Genomic DNA, 17,216 nt, shown 5'->3' with positions numbered 1-17,216 from the left:
GAGGGACACGGCGTGCAAATTGTGAGCGCGCCCAAGAGCGCGCCAGCGGCGTATAGCGCCCGCCCTATTTTCGCGCAAGAGGCAAAGAAAAACGCCGCTTTCCCCCATTTGGGGTATGGCAAACCTCCATTTCCCGGGTACCTCAAACGTGTCACACGCGTGGCACTATTTTATTGAGGACATTTTGATGACGTTCGCCACGGGTTTTCCGGCGGACTGGGCCTATGCTGCCGGAATTTTGGCGGCGCTCATAGGTCTGGCCGCGTATGTTCCTTACTTTCGCGACACGCTTTTTGGATCGACACGGCCGCACCGCGCGACCTGGCTGATCTGGGCGCTGCTTTCGTCGATCTCCACCGCATCGCAAGCCTATGAAGGCGCCACGCATTCGCTTTGGTTCTCCATGGGGCAGAGCGGCGCGACGATCGTGGTGTTCCTGATGTCGATCCGGGGCGGCATGGGCAGCTATCTGGGGCGCTCGGACGCGCCGACGCTTGTGGCGGCCGCGCTCGGGATCGTGCTTTGGGTCACCACCGACAGCGCCGTTTACGCGCTTGCCATCGCCATCGCGGTTAGCGCGCTTGGAGGCGTTGCTACGGCGGTCAAAGCCTACCGCGCGCCGGAGACGGAAACGCTCAGTTGCTGGGTGCTGAACTTTGTCGCGGCGACGCTGGCGGTGCTCGTGGTGGGACAGCCGGATCCGGTGCTGCTCGCCTACCCGGTCTACCTCTTTGCGCTTTACGCCTGCATCATCCTGGCGATCACCGCCGGGCGGATGCGGCAGCGTGCGCAGGCGCCTATGCCGGGACGGTCGTTGCAGCAGTGAGACAGCGCGCGCCTTGTCCCGCGCGCGCGATGGATTTTTAGGGTGCGATGGCGTTATAGTTCCGGCGCGTGGGGGCGCGGAGACTTGTAGGCCAGATGATGACCACCCTTCTCAACGCGCTCGCCAAGCAGGTCGGGCACAGCTATCCCCTGAAATCCGGGTGCGGCACGCTCGCCAACACCTCCCTCATGCGCGCGCTCGACCGCCGGCACGGGCAGGACGACTGGGCGCGCGTCGTGGGCGGTCCGGCACTTGTGCCGTCCGGCGACTATGTCGCGCGTGCGATGAAATACGTGGGCGATCTCGACCCCAAGGTGTCCTGGGTGGTCGACCGCGTCCTGCGCCCGGGCGACCTGGCGATCGACATCGGCGCGAACCTCGGCCTTGTCACCCTGCGCATGTCCGAGCGGGTGGGCGCATCGGGCTCGGTACACGCGTTTGAGCCGCAAGCGCGGCTGCGCAGCTATGTCTCGCGCAGCCTCGTGGAGACGCACCGCGCGAACGTCACTCTGCATGGCATGGCTTTGGGTCCAGAGCCCGGCAAGCTGTTGCTGACCGTGCCGGACGACAATGCCGGCGCCGCGAGCCTTTTGCCGGGTGACGGCGCGTCCGAAGAGGTGCCTGTGGAAACGCTCGACCGGATGTCCACGACCTTTGGCCCACGCTCTGCCGCGATGATGAAGATCGACGTGGAAGGCTTCGAGACCGAAGTGCTCAAGGGCGGCACGCGCTATCTATCAGAACGCGCCCCGCATGTGCTGCTGCTCGAAGAGCACCGACCGACGGCACCAGCCCTGCCCGAGAGCCTGCAGCTGCTGATCGACCGCGGATTTACGCTTTACGGCTTGCCGAAACGCCTGATGCGGGTCGCGCTTGAGCCGCTGGCCCGGCAAGCAGAGAACACACCGCACGACTACGTCGCGCTGTCCGCGCGCTGCCCGGCCGAGATCAAGGCGCGCCTCGGCGCCGCGTGATCAGCGGTTGTTGAGGTACTCCGTCCAGCACGGGCACGGCCCTTGCGACCAGACGGTTTTCAATTGAGCGAAAATGCGGGTGACGAGCGGCATGGGAGACCTCGGTGTTTGGCGTTCAGGCTTGCAGCGCTACGCCCCATGCCGGCGCGCGACCACCCGTCAATCTTGCATGTCCGCTGCGCGCTGAACGCATAGCCGAGACGAGGGAGGCCAGCCGTCGGGCGTGATGCGCGCGTGAGGCCAAAAGGCCTCCGAAGACGACACGCCGAAAGACTTGCCAGATCGCCGAAATTGCGGCGATTGCCACGCGTGGGCGGGTCTGCTCGACCCGCCCTGCTGGCAACCTTTAGGCTGCGGCGCGGTTGACCTCTCCGGCGGCGATCTCCGTCATGCGGCGGTCGCCGTCGTAGGTGTCATCGAGGCACTTCTGCAATGTGTGCGCGTCCTCGTCGAGGCCCAGCCGCTTGGCGAAGGCTACGACACAACCCCAGCCTGCGATGCCGTAGTGGACCATGCGCTGGTACTGGGTGATGATCATGGCGTCGCGGGCGTCTCTGTCGCCAAAGTCTTCGTCGATGGCGTGCGCCTTGGCCTCTTTGACCAGCCCTTCCATGCCTTTGCAGAACTCGTCACTCGGCTCCTCGCCATGGGCTTTCACGATGGCTGCGGCAGCCTCCATCCCGTCTTTGATGCCTTCGGCACCTGCGGTCAGCGCTCCTTTGAGCGTCTCGTTGGTTGCTGCATCGGCAAGTTGCACGGTCATCTTGTGGCTCTGGTTGCAAGCCGAGTAGAGGTCCTTGACCTGGTCGATGTAGACGTCTTTGAGCGTGTTCATTGGCATGTCATGTCTCCTTTTCGAAGTTCACTTAACCAATCGTCGAGGCGGGCCTCGGGTTCCGAGTGTGCCCGCCGCGAAACGCAAAACGCCCCGCAGCGAGGCGGGGCGCTTGAGGAGAGGTGGGCGGTGCCCACCCTACAGGTTTCGCGTGGGTCAGCCGCGCTCTTCGACGATCTCGACGAGGTGCGGGATCTTGGCGACCATGCCGCGGACCGAGGGCGTGTCCTCGAGCTCGCGCGTCTTGTGCATCTTGTTCAGGCCCAGGCCGATCAGCGTCTGGCGCTGGATGGCGGGGCGGCGGATCGGCGAGCCGATCTGTTTCACAACGATGGTTTTTGCCATGTCTCTCAGGCCTCCTCAGTCGCGGCCGCAGGGGCTTCGTCCCGCTTGGGCAGGATGTCAGCGACCTTCTTGCCACGGCGCTGCGCGACGGAGCGGGGCGATTGCTCCTTCCCGAGCGCGTCGATGGTGGCGCGGATCATGTTGTAGGGGTTCTGCGAGCCGATGGATTTCGCCACGACGTCCTGGACACCCAGCATCTCGAAGACGGCCCGCATCGGACCACCTGCAATGATCCCGGTCCCGGTCGGCGCGGTGCGCATGATGACCTTGCCGGCGCCGTGACGGCCTTCGATGTCGTGGTGCAGCGTGCGGCCCTCCTTGAGGGGCACGCGGACCATCTTGCGCTTGGCTTGCTCGGTTGCCTTGCGGATCGCCTCGGGCACTTCCTTGGCTTTCCCTTTGCCAAAGCCGACGCGGCCTTTCTGGTCACCGACCACCACGAGGGCAGCAAAACCGAAGCGTTTACCGCCCTTGACGGTTTTCGACACGCGGTTGATGGCGACCAGACGGTCGGCGAATTCGGGGGCTTCGTCGCGGTCGCGGCGGTTGCCCCGGCGGTTTTCTCTTTCGGCCATGTGGCCTCCTTGTCATCTACCGCATGTGCGGTGGTTGTTCGATGCGCGTCGACACACATATCGCGGCATCATCGAGGCGTTCCCGCCTGCAGATGTAGGGTGGGCAATCTGCCCACCTTACGGGTCTTAGATTTTCAGACCGCCTTCACGCGCGGCGTCGGCCAGAGCCTTCACCTTGCCATGAAAGAGGAAGCCGCCACGGTCGAAGTACGCTTCTTCGACACCGGCTTTCTTGGCGCGTTCGGCAATCGCCGCGCCGACCTTGGCGGCCGCCTCGACGTTGTTCTTGCCGACGATGCCGAGGTCCTTTTCGAGCGACGAGGCCGAGGCCAGGGTGACCCCGTTCACGTCGTCGATCAGCTGGACGCTGATGTTCTTGCTGGAGCGGTGCACGCTGAGGCGCATCTTGCCCGCGTTCACCTTGCGAAGCTTGTTCCGGACGCGCAGGCGGCGCTTGAGAAACAGCTGTCGTTTCGTGTTTGCCATACCCTTGGTCCTTACTTCTTCTTGCCTTCTTTCTGGAAGATATACTCGCCTTTGTAGCGGATACCTTTGCCCTTGTAGGGCTCCGGGCGGCGCCAGTCGCGAATGTTCGCGGCAACCTGCCCGACCAGTTGAGCGTCGTGGCCCTCGACCGTGATCTCGGTCGGTTTCGGCACGGTCACCGTCACCTCGGAGGGCACTTCGAAGTTCACGTCGTGGCTGAGGCCGAGGTTCAGCTTGAGGGTGTTCCCCTGCAGCTGAGCGCGGTAACCGACGCCGTGGATTTCCAGCTCTTTCTTGAACGTGTTCGACACGCCATGGACCATGTTCGCCACCATCGTGCGGGACATGCCCCACTGCTGGCGCGCGCGCTTGGATTTGCCACGCGGGTCCACCGTCACGACGTCGCCGTCGATGGTGATCGTCACGTCGTCCGATGCGGTAAAGCTCTGGGTGCCCTTGGGACCCTTCACCTCGATGGTCTGGCCCGACAGGGACGCAGACACACCCGAGGGCAGCTCAACCGGCTTTTTGCCAATACGAGACATGCGCCCCTCCTTAGAACACGGTGCAAAGCACTTCGCCGCCGACATTGGCTGCGCGCGCGTTTGCATCCGACATCACGCCCTTGGGCGTGGACACGATCGAGACACCCAGGCCCTGGCGGACCGAGGGGATGTCGCTGACACCCATGTACACGCGGCGGCCGGGGGTCGAGACCCGCTTGAGCTCGCGGATGACTGGCTGGCCATCGAAGTACTTGAGGCTGATTTCCAGCGTCGGATGGCCTTTGGCATCCGTGCCGCTTTCGTAGCCGCGGATGTAGCCCTCGTCTGCCAGCACATCGAGCACCCAGCCGCGCAGCTTGGAGGCCGGGGTCGAGACCACCGACTTGCCGCGGAGCTGGCTGTTGCGGATGCGGGTCAGCATATCACCGATAGGATCGTTCATATCTCAGACCTCCCCTTACCAGCTCGACTTGACCATGCCCGGCAGCTGACCGTTCGAGGCCAGGTCGCGCAGGGCAATACGGCTGATTTTCAGCTTGCGGTAGTACGCGTGGGGACGACCGGTCAGCTGGCAGCGGTTGTGCAGGCGCGTGGGCGAGGAGTTGCGCGGCAGCTTCGCCAGCTTGAGGCGGGCTTTGAAGCGCTCTTCCATCGGTTTCGACTCGTCGTTCGCGATCTCTTTGAGCTCGGCGCGCTTGGCTGCGTAGCGGTCCACGAGCTTTTGACGCTTCTTCTCGCGTTCGATCATTGCTTTTTTGGCCATGTGATCTCTCCTGGCTCAGCTCGTAAAGGGCATGTTGAAGTGCTTGAGAAGCGATTTCGCTTCGGCATCGGTGTCCGCCGTGGTCGTCATGACGATGTCGAGACCCCAGGTCTCGTCCACCTTGTCAAAGTCGATCTCGGGGAACACGATGTGCTCCTTCATGCCCATGGCAAAGTTGCCGCGTCCGTCGAACGACGGCTTCACACCGCGGAAGTCGCGGATGCGCGGCATTGCGATGGTGATCAGGCGATCGAGGAAATCGTACATCCGGTCGCCCCGCAGGGTGACCTTGGCACCGAGCGGCATGCCTTCGCGAACGCGGAAGCCCGCGATCGAGTTCTTGGCAATGGTCGTCATCGCTTTTTGCCCGGCGATGGCCGTGAGATCCTCGACAGCCGATTTGGCTTTCTTGGAGTCCTTCACGGCCTCTGCCCCGCAGCCGATGTTGAGGACGATCTTGTCCAGGCGCGGGATTTGCATGTCGTTCTTGTAGCCGAACTCTTCTTTGAGGGCGGCACGGATGCTGTCTTTGTACTGGGCCTTGAGGCGGGGGGTGTAAGAGCTGGTGTCGAGCATCAGATCACGTCTCCCGTTGTCTTGGCGAAGCGGACCTTCTTGCCGTCTTCCATGCGGAAGCCGACGCGAGACGCTTTGCCGTTGGCATCGACGAACGCCAGGTTCGACAGCTGGATCGGCAGCGCCTTGGGCGTGCGGCCACCTTGGGTCGTTTGGGTCTGGCGCTGGTGGCGGATGGCGATGTTGATGCCATCGACGACGGCTTTGCCGGCCTTGGGGTCGACGGAACTGATGGTCCCGGTCTTGCCTTTGTCCTTGCCCGCCAGCACGACGACCTTGTCACCTGTTTTCAGCTTGGCAGCCATCAGAGCACCTCCGGCGCGAGCGAGATGATTTTCATGAAGCTCTTGCCACGCAGCTCGCGCACCACCGGCCCGAAGATACGCGTGCCAACCGGCTCGTTCGCGTTGTTCAGGATGACCGCGGCGTTGCGGTCAAAGCGGATTGCGGTGCCGTCTTCGCGGCGAACTTCCTTGGCGGTGCGCACGACGACGGCCTTGCGGACGTCGCCCTTTTTCACGCGGCCGCGCGGGATGGCTTCCTTGACCGAGACGACGATGATGTCGCCCACGGACGCGTACTTACGCTTGGAACCACCCAGGACCTTGATGCACTGAACTTTCCGGGCACCGGAATTGTCAGCAACATCCAGATTGGTCTGCATCTGGATCATTTGGTTTCTCCCGACCTTTGGGACCGCTTTGCAGTCATGGGCCCCAGGGTTTCGCTAAAAGCGCGAAAGGCGCGGAAGGCTTACGCCTCCAGCACCTCCCAACGTTTGGTTTTGGACCGCGGTGCGCATTCGATGATGCGGACCGTTTGCCCGACTTCGCATTTGTTCTGCTCGTCGTGGGCGCGGTACTTCTTCGACTTCCGGATCGTCTTTTTGAGAACCGGATGCGTGAAACGGCGCTCGACCGAGACCGTGACGGTCTGCTCGTTCGCGTTCGATGTGACGGTGCCTTGCAGGATACGTTTGGGCATCTATAAGGCCTCCGCTGCCGCGGACGCGGCCTTTTCGTTCAGAATCGTTTTCACCCGGGCCACATCACGGCGCACCTGACGGATGCGCGCGGGATTTTCGAGGCTGCCGGTGGCGGCCTGGAAGCGCAGGTTGAAGGCTTCTTTCTTGAGGTTCACCAGCTCTTCACGGAGCTGATCGGGAGACTTGTCCCGCAGTTCAGTGGCGTTCATCGCCTGATCCTTTTCAACATCACCAGCCGGCCCCCGAAGGGTCACCGCAAGCTCTGGTGGAGTGGAGTGTGCGCGGCTGATACTTGCCCTGCCCTGCCCGCGCAACCCCCTATTTTCCGCAGTGCCGAGAGGTGTTTCGCGCGGCCTGCCACATCCTTGCCGCAGTGCATCGACATAAGGTGCACAAGGTAGCCGGAGACACCAGATGGATGGGATCACCACGGTATATATGGTGCTGGGGGCGCAGGGCGTGACGCTTGGCCTGGGGTTGGCGCTGCACCGGGCGCGCCGTGCGCGGCGGGTGTTTCGCCGGCATGTGACGGAGCACGACCGGGCCCTGGCACGCAGCCTTGCCAAAGCGGTCAAGGTCAACGCCTACGGCGCAGTCACCAGCGACCGGCGGGACGCGGTGCTGGAAGAATTCTGCACCTCCGTCGGGTTCGACCACACCCGGCTCACGCCCCGCGCCATGCACCGGATCGTGGCGGACGTGCTCTCCAAACGCGCGGAGGCCGATGCCACGGACGGGTTCGACCCGAAAGCCTACCCAGCCGACGCCGCCGCGTTCGAGCATTGGGTGGCGCGCAGCCTGACCCTCTATGGATGGCAGGCCCGCGCCTCAGGCGAGACCGGCGATCAGGGCATCGACGTCGTGGCCCGGCAGGGCGGGCGCAGCCTCGGCGTGCAGTGCAAGCTCTACTCCGGCAGCGTCGGCAACAGCGCCGTGCAGGAAGCCTATGCCGGCGCCGAGTTCCACGGCCTCGACCGTGCGGCGGTCCTCAGCACCGGCCGCTTTACCCGCAGCGCCAAGGCCCTCGCCGAGGCCACGAACGTGCTCCTGCTCACACCGCGCGACATCCCGGATCTGCACCTGCGCGCCTTTGCGTGAATCAGGCTCGCCGGACGGGTCAAAACCGGCTACACCCCGCGCATGCCTAAGACCCGCACGCTCTTTGCCACGCCCCTCTACCACGCGCCGCTCTCCGAGCACGCGCCCGCCATCGACGCACGCGAGATGGAGATGTCCTGCCTCGCGATTGCCGAGGACGACGAGGCCGGGCAAGACTGGTGCGAGGCCAACGCCTTCCCCGGCTACACGTCTTATGCGTCTTTGACCGACCTGCCGTGGCGCTTCCCGATCTTTGCCGATCTGGTGAAGGTTCTGGACGCCCACGTCGCCGCCTTTTCCAAGGAGCTGCACTTCGACCTCGGCGAGCGGGCGCTCAAGCTCGAGGACCTCTGGATCAACATCCTGCCCGAGGGCGGTATCCACACCGCGCACATCCACCCGCATTCGGTGATTTCCGGCACAACCTACGTGGCGCTTCCCGAGGGCACGTCGTCGATCAAGTTCGAGGATCCGCGCCTTGCCATGATGATGGCCGCCCCGCCCCGCCTCGCGGACGCGCCAGAGGCGCTGAAACCCTTTGTCTATGTCGCGCCGAACGTCGGGGACGTGCTCCTCTGGGAAAGCTGGCTCCGCCACGAGGTCCCGATGAACATGGCCGAAGACGATCGCATCTCGGTGAGCTTCAACTACGCCTGGGGGTAAGACCCGCCCGCGATCTTGTGTTTTCATTGCCTTGGGTCCGAAGGTCGTACATCATCTGACATATCTTAATGAGGGAATTTGATGATGGTGTGCAAAGATTTGGTGCGGGCAACCGCATTGTGCGCTGCCGCGCTGGCGGGCGGTGCAGCGGCAGAGACCGCATCCGTGAGCGATGAGGTCATCGCCGCGCAGCGTGCCGCGCTTGCGGCCGAGACGTCGGGCAAAGGCTACGGTCCGCAGTCGCCGCGCGATCTCGACACACTTGAGGGGGAGAACCCGATCCGGTTTGGCCGCGCGCCCGCCTATACCGAGATGAATCTCTGCAACATCCACTTCCACGAAGGGGCGGAGCATCGCGGCGGCCAGTTCACCCGGTACGCCGGCAATGGCGACGGAACCGGCTACGGGTCGGGCTACCTCTACACGGGCGACTTGACCGAAGCCGAGCTTGCGCCGCTCGACGTCAAGGTCGGCGCGTCCGAGCATGGAGACCTTGTTCCGGGTGACACGATCGAAGTGCATTACGTCCACTCCACCGCGCAGATCACGCCGGGGCCGACGCTGGGCGCCTGCCTCAACGACGCGATCAACAACCCGCAGCTGCGGGTCGAGACACAGGTCTATGTTCTGGTGAACGACGCCGCGGCAGGCGACTTCATGGCGCTGACCGAGGTGGCGATGGTGGACGGGCTGCACCAGGCGACGGGCCTGCCGAACGACACCGGTCGCCCGATCGTCTACCCGGGCTCCACCACCGGCCCGGGGTACAACGAAAAGGGCTCGCCGTTTCAGGTGACCTGGTCCGTGCGTCCCCGCGTGAAGAAGGTGAACATCGCAACCGTCGGAACATGGCTCGGCAACAACGTCTTTGATGAGGATCACGCGCATGGCGTGCGCAACCTCGTGACCAACCCGGACCTGATCTCCGACATTAACTGATGCGGTGGCTGCAGGCGTAGGGTGGGCATCTGCCCACCTTACCTGTCACCGTCCGGCCTCATCACTTAACGGTGCGTGGCCGGGTAAACGTCATCTTTTGATGCGCCAGCTTCTCCGGGTCGCCCGTCCAAGCGTAGCACAAAAGCGACGGTGTATTCTGCGCCGTCGTGATCCGGTGCACCCGACCCGGCGGGTTGTAGATGAGCGAACCGGGCGCATAGACGCCCTGATCGTTCTCCGACACCGCGCCGCTCAGGCAGATGTAGCTCTCGGAAATGCCGTCATGCGCATGCGCGGGGTAGACGCAACCCGGCGCAAAGAGCACGAGGCCGAGGATCACCTGATCGGTCAGAACCGGCCCGTTCGGCCCGGCAAGCTCTGCATAGGCGTATTTCTGGCTAAGCCCGCGCGGCACCTTTTCGTAGCCGTATTCCCAGACCAGCTGTTCGGCGACCGCCTCCAGCGCGCGGATGAAATGCGCGTGCTGCGTTTCCTTGCCGAGGTCAAAGGCCCGGCGCAGATGGCGCACGGCCGGTTTCAGGACCGGCTCGGCGCGGTGCACGACCGCCTTGCTCGTCATCACCTTGCGGATGCGCTCGCGCACCTGACGCTGATGACCGCGGATCGCCGTACTGCCCCCCGCCGGCAGATGCCGGTAGAGCTCGTAAAAGTCGCTCAGCAGGTAATGCCAGTCCGGCGCCTCAGGCAGCGTCAGCGGCGTAAATTCAGCCTGCGGGGTGGGGTAAAGAACCGTGCTCATACCGCGCCGTCTACGCGTCTGCGGCGCACAGTCAAAACGTAAATCGTGCAAATCCGCCCGACGTTGCACCAAAGCGGCGCCGATCGGAAAACTCGTTCATTTTCCAAGCAAAAAGCCCCGCCGCGAGGTGCGGAGGGGCTTTCCTTGATTGGCTGGTGCGCATTTTGCGCCGCCCGCTTACCAGTCCTCGCGGACCACCACGCGGGTTTTGACCGGCAGTTTCATGGCGGCGAGGCGCAGGGCCTCGCGGGCGATGTCGTCGTTCACGCCGTCGATCTCGAACATCACGCGGCCCGGCTTGACCTTGCAGGCCCAGTAATCGACCGAGCCCTTACCTTTACCCATCCGGACTTCGACCGGCTTGGAGGTCACGGGCGTGTCGGGGAAGATGCGGATCCACACCTTGCCCTGCCGTTTCATGTGACGCGTCATCGCACGGCGCGCGGCCTCGATCTGGCGGGCGGTCACGCGCTCGGGCGTGGTTGCCTTGAGACCGTAGGTGCCAAAGGAGACGTCGGAGCCGCCCTTGGCCTCACCGTGGATGCGGCCCTTGTGCATCTTGCGGAATTTTGTGCGTTTTGGCTGAAGCATTGCTTACGTCCTCACCCTTAATTCCGGCGACCGCCGCCGGCGCCGCGCGGTGCGGGGCCGTCTTGCAGCTCCTGCGCCTTGCGATCCCGTGCGGACGGATCATGTTCCATGATCTCGCCTTTGAAGATCCAGACCTTGATGCCGATGATGCCGTAGGCGGTGGTCGCCTCGACGTTGGCATAGTCGATGTCGGCACGCAGCGTGTGCAGGGGCACACGGCCCTCGCGGTACCACTCGGTCCGGGCGATCTCGGCACCGCCAAGGCGGCCCGCGACGTTGACCCGGATGCCCAGGGCGCCCATGCGCATGGCGTTCTGCACGGCACGTTTCATCGCACGGCGGAAGGACACACGACGCTCGAGCTGCTGCGCGATGCTCTCACCCACAAGCTGGGCGTCGAGCTCGGGCTTGCGCACCTCGACGATGTTGAGGTGCAGCTCGCTGTCGGTCATGTTGGCGACCTTTTTGCGCAGCGTCTCGATATCCGCACCTTTCTTGCCGATGATCACACCCGGACGCGCCGTGTGGATCGTCACGCGGCACTTCTTGTGCGGACGCTCGATGATGACGCGGGCCACGCCGGCCTGCTTGCACTCTTCGTGGATGAAGTCGCGGATCTTGATGTCTTCGAGCAGAAGATCACCGTAATCCTTGGTGTCGGCGTACCAGCGGCTGTCCCAGGTGCGGTTGACCTGGACGCGCATGCCAATCGGATTGGTTTTGTTACCCATCAGGCTTGCTCCTCAATCTGGCGGACCTTGATGGTCAGTTCCGAGAACGGCTTGTTGATGCGGCCAAACCGGCCACGCGCCCGCGGACGGCCACGCTTCATCACCAGATTCTTGCCGACATACGCCTCGGCCACGATCAGCTCGTCTACGTCCAGGTTGTGGTTGTTTTCCGCGTTCGCAATCGCCGACTGGAGGCACTTGCGCACGTCGTCCGAGATGCGTTTTTGCGAGAAGGTGAGGTCCTGCAGGGCCTTTTCCACCTTCTTGCCGCGGATCAGCTGGGCCACGAGGTTGAGTTTCTGCGGGCTGGTGCGCAGCATCCGCAGCTTCGCCATGGCTTCGTTGTCAGCCACGCGGCGGGGGTTCTTTTCCTTGCCCATGACTTACTTCCGTTTCGCTTTTTTGTCCGCCGCGTGGCCGTAGTAGGTCCGCGTGGGGGAGTATTCGCCAAACTTCTGGCCGATCATGTCCTCGGTCACGTTGACCGGGACGTGCTTTTGTCCGTTGTACACACCGAAGGTGAGGCCAACGAACTGCGGCAGGATGGTGGAGCGACGCGACCAGATCTTGATCACTTCGTTCCGCCCCGAGTCGCGCGCCGCTTCGGCTTTTTTCAGCACGTAAGCGTCGACGAAGGGGCCTTTCCAAACAGAGCGAGACATATGTTAGCGCCCCTTTCTCTTGGCGTGCCGCGAGCGGATGATGAGCTTTTGGCTGGCCTTGTTCTTGTTCCGGGTGCGTTTGCCCTTGGTGTCGACACCCCATGGCGTGACCGGCGTACGGCCGCCCGAGGTGCGGCCTTCACCACCGCCGTGCGGGTGATCGACCGGGTTCATCACGACACCGCGGACGCTCGGACGCTTGCCCTTGTGGCGCATCCGGCCCGCTTTCCCGAAGTTCTGGTTCGAGTTATCGGGGTTCGAGACCGCGCCGACCGTCGCCAGGCACTCCTGGCGCACCATGCGCAATTCGCCCGAGCTGAGTCGGATCTGCGCGTAGCCGCCGTCACGACCGACGAACTGGGCGTAGGTGCCTGCCGCGCGTGCGATCTGGCCGCCCTTGCCGGGTTTCAGCTCGATGTTGTGCACGATCGTGCCGATCGGCATGCCGCTGAAGGGCATGGTATTGCCCGGCTTGATGTCCGCTTTCTGGCTCGAGACGACCTTGTCGCCGACCGCCAGACGCTGCGGTGCCAGGATGTAGGACTGCTCGCCATCGTTGTACTGGATGAGCGCGATGAAGGCAGTCCGGTTCGGGTCGTACTCGATCCGAACGACGACGCCGTCGATGTCTTTCTTGGTCCGTTTGAAATCAACGATCCGGTAGAGGCGTTTTGCCCCGCCACCACGACGCCGCGATGTAATCCGCCCGGTGTTGTTCCGGCCGCCCGATTTCGTCAAACCCTCGGTGAGGGCCTTGACGGGGCGTCCTTTGTACAGCTCCGAACGGTCGATCAGCACCAGCCCGCGCTGGCCCGGCGTCGTCGGCTTGAACGACTTGAGTGCCATGCTTTCTGTCTTCCGTTTAGCAAACGCCCCGGACGTGATCCGGGGCTATGTAAGGTGGGCTGTTGCCCGCCGATGGTATAGCGCCCCGAAGGTCGCCGGTGTTATGTGAGTTGCCCCACACGCACGAGGCCCCGAACGAATCCAAGGCATCGCTGTGAGAGGTCGTGTAGTGGGGCATCACCCAAGGGTCAACCGTTCATCCTGGGTAACCCCGATTGAGGACGACGCCTACTCTACGGCTTCAAATGCCCATCCGAGGTCTGCACTTCCTTCGGCCGTCAATTCCACCGCAATTGCACCGGTCTCCACGTTGATCCGCACGTCGCTGGAAAAGCCCAGATCGCCCCCTGAGTGGCCAAGGATCGCGCCATCGATGTCGATCCCCAAACCGTAGCTATCTTCGTTGGCATCTTCCGTCAGCGTGGCAAGAGCATCGGAGGAAAGCAGCGTCTGATCCACGAATAGCGCGGTATAGAACGCCACCACGTCGCGGGCCGAAGCCAGCACGCCGCCATCGCCCATGCCAGGCGCCGTGAAATAATCTGTGATATGCGTGCCGCTTTCGTGACCCTTTGGAAAGCCATCGGGAAGGGGGCGGCCGCCGAATACAACCGCGTCGCGCATGCCGGCGGGCGCAAAGACTTCCGCCTCGATGATGTCGCGATAGGTTTGGCCTGCCGCGCTTTCGAGGATCAGGCCGAGCAGCACGTAATTGGTGTTCGAATAGTTAAAACGCAGCCCCGGTTGGAACAGCAGCCCCTCGTTGCGCAGGACATCCAACGCCAATAGGGCGGAAACCTGATCTGGCCTGCGCAGGCTTTGCTCGACAAACCACGCGTCATAGTAATCCGGCAAGCCACTGGTCATGTTCAGAAGGTGTCGGAGCGTGATGCCCTCGACGTCCGGCAACAGCTCAAGCACCCTGTCCGGCAGGGTATCGACAATTGGTGTCTCGAGACCGAGCAGCCCGCGGTCGACATAGCGCAGCACTGCCACAGCCGTCATCGTCTTGCCAACCGACGCGATGGCAAACGGCGTGCTGTCCAGCGTGGCCTCGCTTTCTGTCCAGACCTCCGATGCGCCGTCCTCGAACAGAAGACGGATAGACTGTGGCGCGTCGGCCTGAACACTCTGGCCGACGGTCAAGAATGCAAACACCAAGGTCCAGCGCATATCCAATCCCTCGCAAAAAAGCCCCACCAACCGGCGGGGCTTTTCGTGAAACTGCGTAGGGTGGGCAGGTGCCCACCCTACCTCAAAGACCAAGCGTCAGAGGCCGGTCGAGACGTCGATCGTGTTGCCTTCTTCGAGCGTCACGTAGGCTTTCTTGACGTCCGCGCGTTTGCCGAGTTGGCCGCGGAAGCGCTTGACTTTGCCTTTGGTGATCGTCGTGTTGACCGCCTTCACCTTCACACCAAAGAGCGTTTCCACGGCCTCCTTGATCTGCGGCTTGTTCGCGGCCATCGCCACCTCGAAGACCACCGCGCCGTTCTCGGACGCCATCGTGGTTTTCTCGGTGATGATCGGCTTGCGGATCACGTCGTAATGTTCTGCCTTGGCGCTCATTTCAGGCGAGCCTCCAGTGCTTCGACACCCGCCTTGGTCAGGACCAGGGTATCACGTTTCAGGATGTCATAGACGTTGGCGCCCATCGACGGCAGGATGTCGAGCCCTGCGATGTTCGAGGCCGCCTTGGCAAAGTCCGCGTTGACCTCCGCCCCGTCGATCACAAGCGCGCGCTTCCAGCCGAGCTCCTTGACCTGCTTGGCCAGGGCGCCGGTCTTGCCTGCCGTCGCCGCGTCCTCGATGATGACCAGCTCGCCGGCTTTCATCTTGGCGCTGAGCGCGTGGCAGAGGCCGAGCTTGCGGACCTTCTTCGGAAGGTCGTGCGCGTGGCTGCGCGGGGTCGGGCCCTTATAGATACCACCCTTGCGGAAGATCGGCGCGTTGCGGTCACCGTGGCGTGCGCCGCCGGTGCCCTTTTGGCGGTAGATCTTCTTGGTCGAGTAGCTCGTTTCCGAGCGCGTCTTGACCTTGTGGGTGCCCTGCTGCGCTTTGTTGCGCTGCCAGCGGACCACACGTTGCAGGATGTCGCCGCGCGGCTCGAGGCCAAAGAGCGCCTCGTCCAGATCGACGGACCCGGCGCTGCCGCCGTCCAGTTTGATGACGTCGTGTTTCATTATGCGTCACCTTCCTTGTTTTCGTCCTGATCGGCTTCGATCGAGGCTTCGGCTTCTTTCAGCGCGGCTTCTTCGGCTGCTGCTGCTTCGGCGGCGGCGGCCTCTTCGGCGGCTTTGGCTTCGGCTTCGGCGGCGGCTGCAGCTTCCTCGGCGAGGCGCTGCGCTTCCTTCTTGGAAGACATCAGGGCCGCCGGCAGGATCACGTTCTCGGGCGTCGGCTTCTTGACCGCGTCCTTGATCGTCACCCAGCCACCTTTCGAGCCTGGCACCGCGCCTTTGATCATGATCAGGCCGCGGTCGCTGTCGGTCTTGACGACCTGCAGGTTCTGCGTCGTCACGCGGGCGGCGCCCATGTGGCCGGCCATCTTCTTCCCTTTGAAGACCTTGCCGGGGTCCTGACACTGACCGGTCGAACCGTGCGAGCGGTGGCTGATCGAGACACCGTGCGAGGCGCGCAGACCGCCAAAGTTGTGGCGTTTCATCGCGCCGGCAAAGCCCTTACCGATCGAGGTGCCGGTGACGTCCACGAACTGACCTTCAAAGTAGTGGTCGGCGATGATCTCCTCGCCCACTTCGATCAGGTTCTCGGGGGCCACGCGGAACTCGACCATCTTGCGTTTCGGCTCGACCTTGGCGGCGGCAAAGTGGCCGCGCATCGCCTGGCTCGTGCGTTTGGCCTTGGCCGTGCCGGCACCGAGCTGAACAGCCGTGTAGCCGTGGGCATCCGACGTACGCTGCGCCACCACCTCGAGCTTGTCGAGCTGCAGCACGGTCACGGGGACCTGTTTGCCGTCTTCCATGAAGAGCCGGGTCATGCCGACCTTCTTTGCAATCACTCCAGAGCGCATCTGATCTGCCCTCCTTAGACCTTGATCTCGACATCCACGCCGGCGGCGAGGTCGAGCTTCATCAGGGCGTCCACGGTTTGCGGGGTCGGGTCGACGATGTCGAGCATGCGCTTGTGCGTGCGCATCTCCCACTGGTCACGAGACTTCTTGTTGACGTGCGGGCCGCGCAGAACGGTGAACTTTTCGATCTTGTTCGGCAGCGGGATGGGCCCGCGGACGTCGGCACCGGTGCGCTTGGCGGTGTTCACGATTTCCTGCGTGCTGGCGTCCAGCACGCGGTAGTCGAACGCCTTGAGCCGGATGCGGATGGTCTGGCTTTGCATTGTTCTTCAGCCTTCGATTAGGCGTGTGAGCGGAGAGGAGGAGGCAGGACCACCCGGCCCCCTCATCGCGCCGTCTTTGGTTTTGGGATGGGTGAGATCACCCATCCTACGTTTGTGTTGCGCGGTAGGATGGGTGCTTGCACCCATCCCCGGCTGAGCATTTACTCGATTATCCTCGACGCACCTTGTTTGGCGCGTCTCGGGATCACCGATTACTCGATGATCTTCGACACACCTTGTTTGGCGCGTCTCGGGATCACCGATTACTCGATGATCTTCGACACGACACCCGAACCGACGGTCCGGCCACCTTCGCGGATGGCGAAGCGCAGCGACTCTTCCATCGCGATCGGCGCGATCAGCTCGACCGCGAACTTCAGGTTGTCGCCCGGCATCACCATCTCCGTGCCCTCGGGCAGCTGAACCGTGCCCGTCACGTCCGTCGTGCGGAAGTAGAACTGCGGGCGGTAGTTCGCGAAGAACGGCGTGTGGCGGCCACCTTCGTCCTTGGTCAGGATGTAGGCCTCGGCCTCGAACTTCGTGTGCGGCGTCACCGAGCCGGGCTTGCAGAGCACCTGGCCCCGCTCGACACCTTCACGGTCGATGCCGCGCAGCAGCGCGCCGATGTTGTCGCCCGCCTCGCCGCGATCCAGCAGCTTGCGGAACATCTCAACACCCGTGCAGGTGGTTTTCTTCGTGTCGCG

Annotated in this window: 29 protein-coding genes; 5 read left to right on the top strand and 24 right to left on the bottom strand. The window is 63.3% G+C overall.

All coding sequences use genetic code 11. The features are described from left to right. The first annotated feature begins 187 nt into the window (after positions 1-187). Together ACU0B3_RS11625 and ACU0B3_RS11620 are read left to right on the top strand one after the other, a co-directional pair. Positions 188-826: a hypothetical protein gene (locus ACU0B3_RS11625; protein ID WP_446261022.1), complete on the top strand. Its 639-nt coding sequence runs from the start codon at positions 188-190 to the stop codon at positions 824-826. Positions 827-924: 98 nt separating this feature from the next. After that, the gene (locus ACU0B3_RS11620; protein WP_446261021.1) at positions 925-1,800 is read left to right on the top strand and encodes an FkbM family methyltransferase; all 876 of its coding nucleotides are present in this window, start codon (positions 925-927) and stop codon (positions 1,798-1,800) included. 346 nt (positions 1,801-2,146) lie between these two features. Here ACU0B3_RS11620 and ACU0B3_RS11615 read toward each other — a convergent pair whose 3' ends face one another. The 12 genes from ACU0B3_RS11615 to rpmC all read right to left on the bottom strand — a co-directional run bounded on the left by ACU0B3_RS11615 (position 2,147) and on the right by rpmC (position 7,080). Then, complete coding sequence (locus tag ACU0B3_RS11615) at positions 2,147-2,641, bottom strand: ferritin-like domain-containing protein (RefSeq protein WP_446261020.1); 495 nt, start codon at positions 2,639-2,641, stop codon at positions 2,147-2,149. A 150-nt stretch (positions 2,642-2,791) separates the two neighbouring features. After that, a complete protein-coding gene (gene rpmD / locus ACU0B3_RS11610) occupies positions 2,792-2,980 on the bottom strand; it encodes a 50S ribosomal protein L30 (protein ID WP_446261019.1) in 189 nt (62 codons plus the stop codon). A gap of 5 nt (positions 2,981-2,985) precedes the next feature. Next, positions 2,986-3,555 (bottom strand): 30S ribosomal protein S5, encoded by a 570-nt coding sequence (gene rpsE / locus ACU0B3_RS11605; protein ID WP_446261018.1) that lies wholly within the window; start codon positions 3,553-3,555, stop codon positions 2,986-2,988. A gap of 126 nt (positions 3,556-3,681) precedes the next feature. Next, positions 3,682-4,041 carry a 50S ribosomal protein L18 gene (rplR, locus tag ACU0B3_RS11600; protein WP_446261017.1) on the bottom strand — a complete coding sequence of 120 codons (360 nt, stop codon included), beginning with the start codon at positions 4,039-4,041 and terminating at the stop codon, positions 3,682-3,684. Positions 4,042-4,052: 11 nt separating this feature from the next. Continuing rightward, positions 4,053-4,586 (bottom strand): 50S ribosomal protein L6, encoded by a 534-nt coding sequence (gene rplF, locus ACU0B3_RS11595; RefSeq protein WP_446261016.1) that lies wholly within the window; start codon positions 4,584-4,586, stop codon positions 4,053-4,055. Positions 4,587-4,596: 10 nt separating this feature from the next. Next, positions 4,597-4,989 carry a 30S ribosomal protein S8 gene (rpsH, locus tag ACU0B3_RS11590; RefSeq protein WP_446261015.1) on the bottom strand — a complete coding sequence of 131 codons (393 nt, stop codon included), beginning with the start codon at positions 4,987-4,989 and terminating at the stop codon, positions 4,597-4,599. Between the two features lie 15 nt (positions 4,990-5,004). Next, the gene (gene rpsN, locus ACU0B3_RS11585; RefSeq protein ID WP_446261014.1) at positions 5,005-5,310 is read right to left on the bottom strand and encodes a 30S ribosomal protein S14; all 306 of its coding nucleotides are present in this window, start codon (positions 5,308-5,310) and stop codon (positions 5,005-5,007) included. A gap of 15 nt (positions 5,311-5,325) precedes the next feature. Then, positions 5,326-5,886, bottom strand: a complete 561-nt coding sequence (rplE, locus tag ACU0B3_RS11580) for a 50S ribosomal protein L5 (RefSeq protein WP_446261013.1) — start codon at positions 5,884-5,886, stop codon at positions 5,326-5,328. Continuing rightward, a complete protein-coding gene (rplX, locus tag ACU0B3_RS11575) occupies positions 5,886-6,191 on the bottom strand; it encodes a 50S ribosomal protein L24 (RefSeq protein ID WP_446261012.1) in 306 nt (101 codons plus the stop codon). Before rplX ends, rplE begins: the two co-directional genes overlap by 1 nt. After that, positions 6,191-6,559: a 50S ribosomal protein L14 gene (rplN, locus tag ACU0B3_RS11570; RefSeq protein ID WP_446261011.1), complete on the bottom strand. Its 369-nt coding sequence runs from the start codon at positions 6,557-6,559 to the stop codon at positions 6,191-6,193. Before rplN ends, rplX begins: the two co-directional genes overlap by 1 nt. Positions 6,560-6,639: 80 nt before the next feature. Beyond that, positions 6,640-6,870, bottom strand: coding sequence for a 30S ribosomal protein S17 (rpsQ, locus tag ACU0B3_RS11565; RefSeq protein ID WP_446261010.1), 231 nt, complete (start codon positions 6,868-6,870; stop codon positions 6,640-6,642). Further along, positions 6,871-7,080 (bottom strand): 50S ribosomal protein L29, encoded by a 210-nt coding sequence (rpmC, locus tag ACU0B3_RS11560; protein ID WP_446261009.1) that lies wholly within the window; start codon positions 7,078-7,080, stop codon positions 6,871-6,873. It abuts the gene before it with no gap. A gap of 205 nt (positions 7,081-7,285) precedes the next feature. On the opposite strand from rpmC, the gene ACU0B3_RS11555 reads away from it, so the two are divergent. The 3 genes from ACU0B3_RS11555 to ACU0B3_RS11545 all read left to right on the top strand — a co-directional run bounded on the left by ACU0B3_RS11555 (position 7,286) and on the right by ACU0B3_RS11545 (position 9,571). After that, on the top strand, positions 7,286-7,969 hold the full coding sequence (locus ACU0B3_RS11555) for a restriction endonuclease (RefSeq protein ID WP_446261008.1): 684 nt from the start codon (positions 7,286-7,288) through the stop codon (positions 7,967-7,969). Between the two features lie 42 nt (positions 7,970-8,011). Next, positions 8,012-8,632 carry a 2OG-Fe(II) oxygenase family protein gene (locus ACU0B3_RS11550; RefSeq protein ID WP_446261007.1) on the top strand — a complete coding sequence of 207 codons (621 nt, stop codon included), beginning with the start codon at positions 8,012-8,014 and terminating at the stop codon, positions 8,630-8,632. A gap of 165 nt (positions 8,633-8,797) precedes the next feature. Beyond that, positions 8,798-9,571, top strand: coding sequence for a delta-class carbonic anhydrase (locus ACU0B3_RS11545; RefSeq protein WP_446261006.1), 774 nt, complete (start codon positions 8,798-8,800; stop codon positions 9,569-9,571). 61 nt (positions 9,572-9,632) lie between these two features. Here ACU0B3_RS11545 and ACU0B3_RS11540 read toward each other — a convergent pair whose 3' ends face one another. From ACU0B3_RS11540 to ACU0B3_RS11485, 12 genes are all read right to left on the bottom strand, one after another. Further along, positions 9,633-10,331, bottom strand: coding sequence for a dimethylsulfonioproprionate lyase family protein (locus ACU0B3_RS11540; protein ID WP_446261005.1), 699 nt, complete (start codon positions 10,329-10,331; stop codon positions 9,633-9,635). A gap of 177 nt (positions 10,332-10,508) precedes the next feature. Further along, on the bottom strand, positions 10,509-10,922 hold the full coding sequence (gene rplP / locus ACU0B3_RS11535) for a 50S ribosomal protein L16 (protein ID WP_446261004.1): 414 nt from the start codon (positions 10,920-10,922) through the stop codon (positions 10,509-10,511). A gap of 17 nt (positions 10,923-10,939) precedes the next feature. Further along, positions 10,940-11,653 (bottom strand): 30S ribosomal protein S3, encoded by a 714-nt coding sequence (gene rpsC, locus ACU0B3_RS11530; RefSeq protein ID WP_050532319.1) that lies wholly within the window; start codon positions 11,651-11,653, stop codon positions 10,940-10,942. Continuing rightward, positions 11,653-12,033 carry a 50S ribosomal protein L22 gene (rplV, locus tag ACU0B3_RS11525; protein ID WP_446261003.1) on the bottom strand — a complete coding sequence of 127 codons (381 nt, stop codon included), beginning with the start codon at positions 12,031-12,033 and terminating at the stop codon, positions 11,653-11,655. Before rplV ends, rpsC begins: the two co-directional genes overlap by 1 nt. Before the next feature lie 3 nt (positions 12,034-12,036). Further along, entirely contained in the window at positions 12,037-12,315 is a 279-nt protein-coding gene (rpsS, locus tag ACU0B3_RS11520; RefSeq protein WP_188475774.1) for a 30S ribosomal protein S19, read from the bottom strand. Positions 12,316-12,318: 3 nt separating this feature from the next. Further along, positions 12,319-13,161, bottom strand: coding sequence for a 50S ribosomal protein L2 (gene rplB, locus ACU0B3_RS11515; protein ID WP_446261002.1), 843 nt, complete (start codon positions 13,159-13,161; stop codon positions 12,319-12,321). Between the two features lie 228 nt (positions 13,162-13,389). Further along, on the bottom strand, positions 13,390-14,334 hold the full coding sequence (locus ACU0B3_RS11510; RefSeq protein WP_446261001.1) for a serine hydrolase: 945 nt from the start codon (positions 14,332-14,334) through the stop codon (positions 13,390-13,392). 96 nt (positions 14,335-14,430) lie between these two features. Further along, a complete protein-coding gene (locus tag ACU0B3_RS11505; protein WP_050532315.1) occupies positions 14,431-14,727 on the bottom strand; it encodes a 50S ribosomal protein L23 in 297 nt (98 codons plus the stop codon). Further along, positions 14,724-15,341 carry a 50S ribosomal protein L4 gene (rplD, locus tag ACU0B3_RS11500; protein ID WP_446261000.1) on the bottom strand — a complete coding sequence of 206 codons (618 nt, stop codon included), beginning with the start codon at positions 15,339-15,341 and terminating at the stop codon, positions 14,724-14,726. The genes ACU0B3_RS11505 and rplD overlap by 4 nt, the downstream gene beginning before the upstream one ends. Then, positions 15,341-16,189: a 50S ribosomal protein L3 gene (gene rplC / locus ACU0B3_RS11495; protein ID WP_446260999.1), complete on the bottom strand. Its 849-nt coding sequence runs from the start codon at positions 16,187-16,189 to the stop codon at positions 15,341-15,343. The genes rplD and rplC overlap by 1 nt, the downstream gene beginning before the upstream one ends. Before the next feature lie 14 nt (positions 16,190-16,203). Continuing rightward, a complete protein-coding gene (rpsJ, locus tag ACU0B3_RS11490; protein ID WP_446260998.1) occupies positions 16,204-16,512 on the bottom strand; it encodes a 30S ribosomal protein S10 in 309 nt (102 codons plus the stop codon). Positions 16,513-16,775: 263 nt separating this feature from the next. Beyond that, on the bottom strand, positions 16,776-17,216 hold a 441-nt coding region (locus ACU0B3_RS11485), incomplete at its 5' end, for an EF-Tu C-terminal domain-related protein (RefSeq protein ID WP_446260997.1).

It is taken from the genome of Pseudaestuariivita sp. (assembly GCF_052825805.1).
Note: the sequence above shows the minus strand (reverse complement) of the source record. Positions and strands in the feature narration are given on the sequence as shown.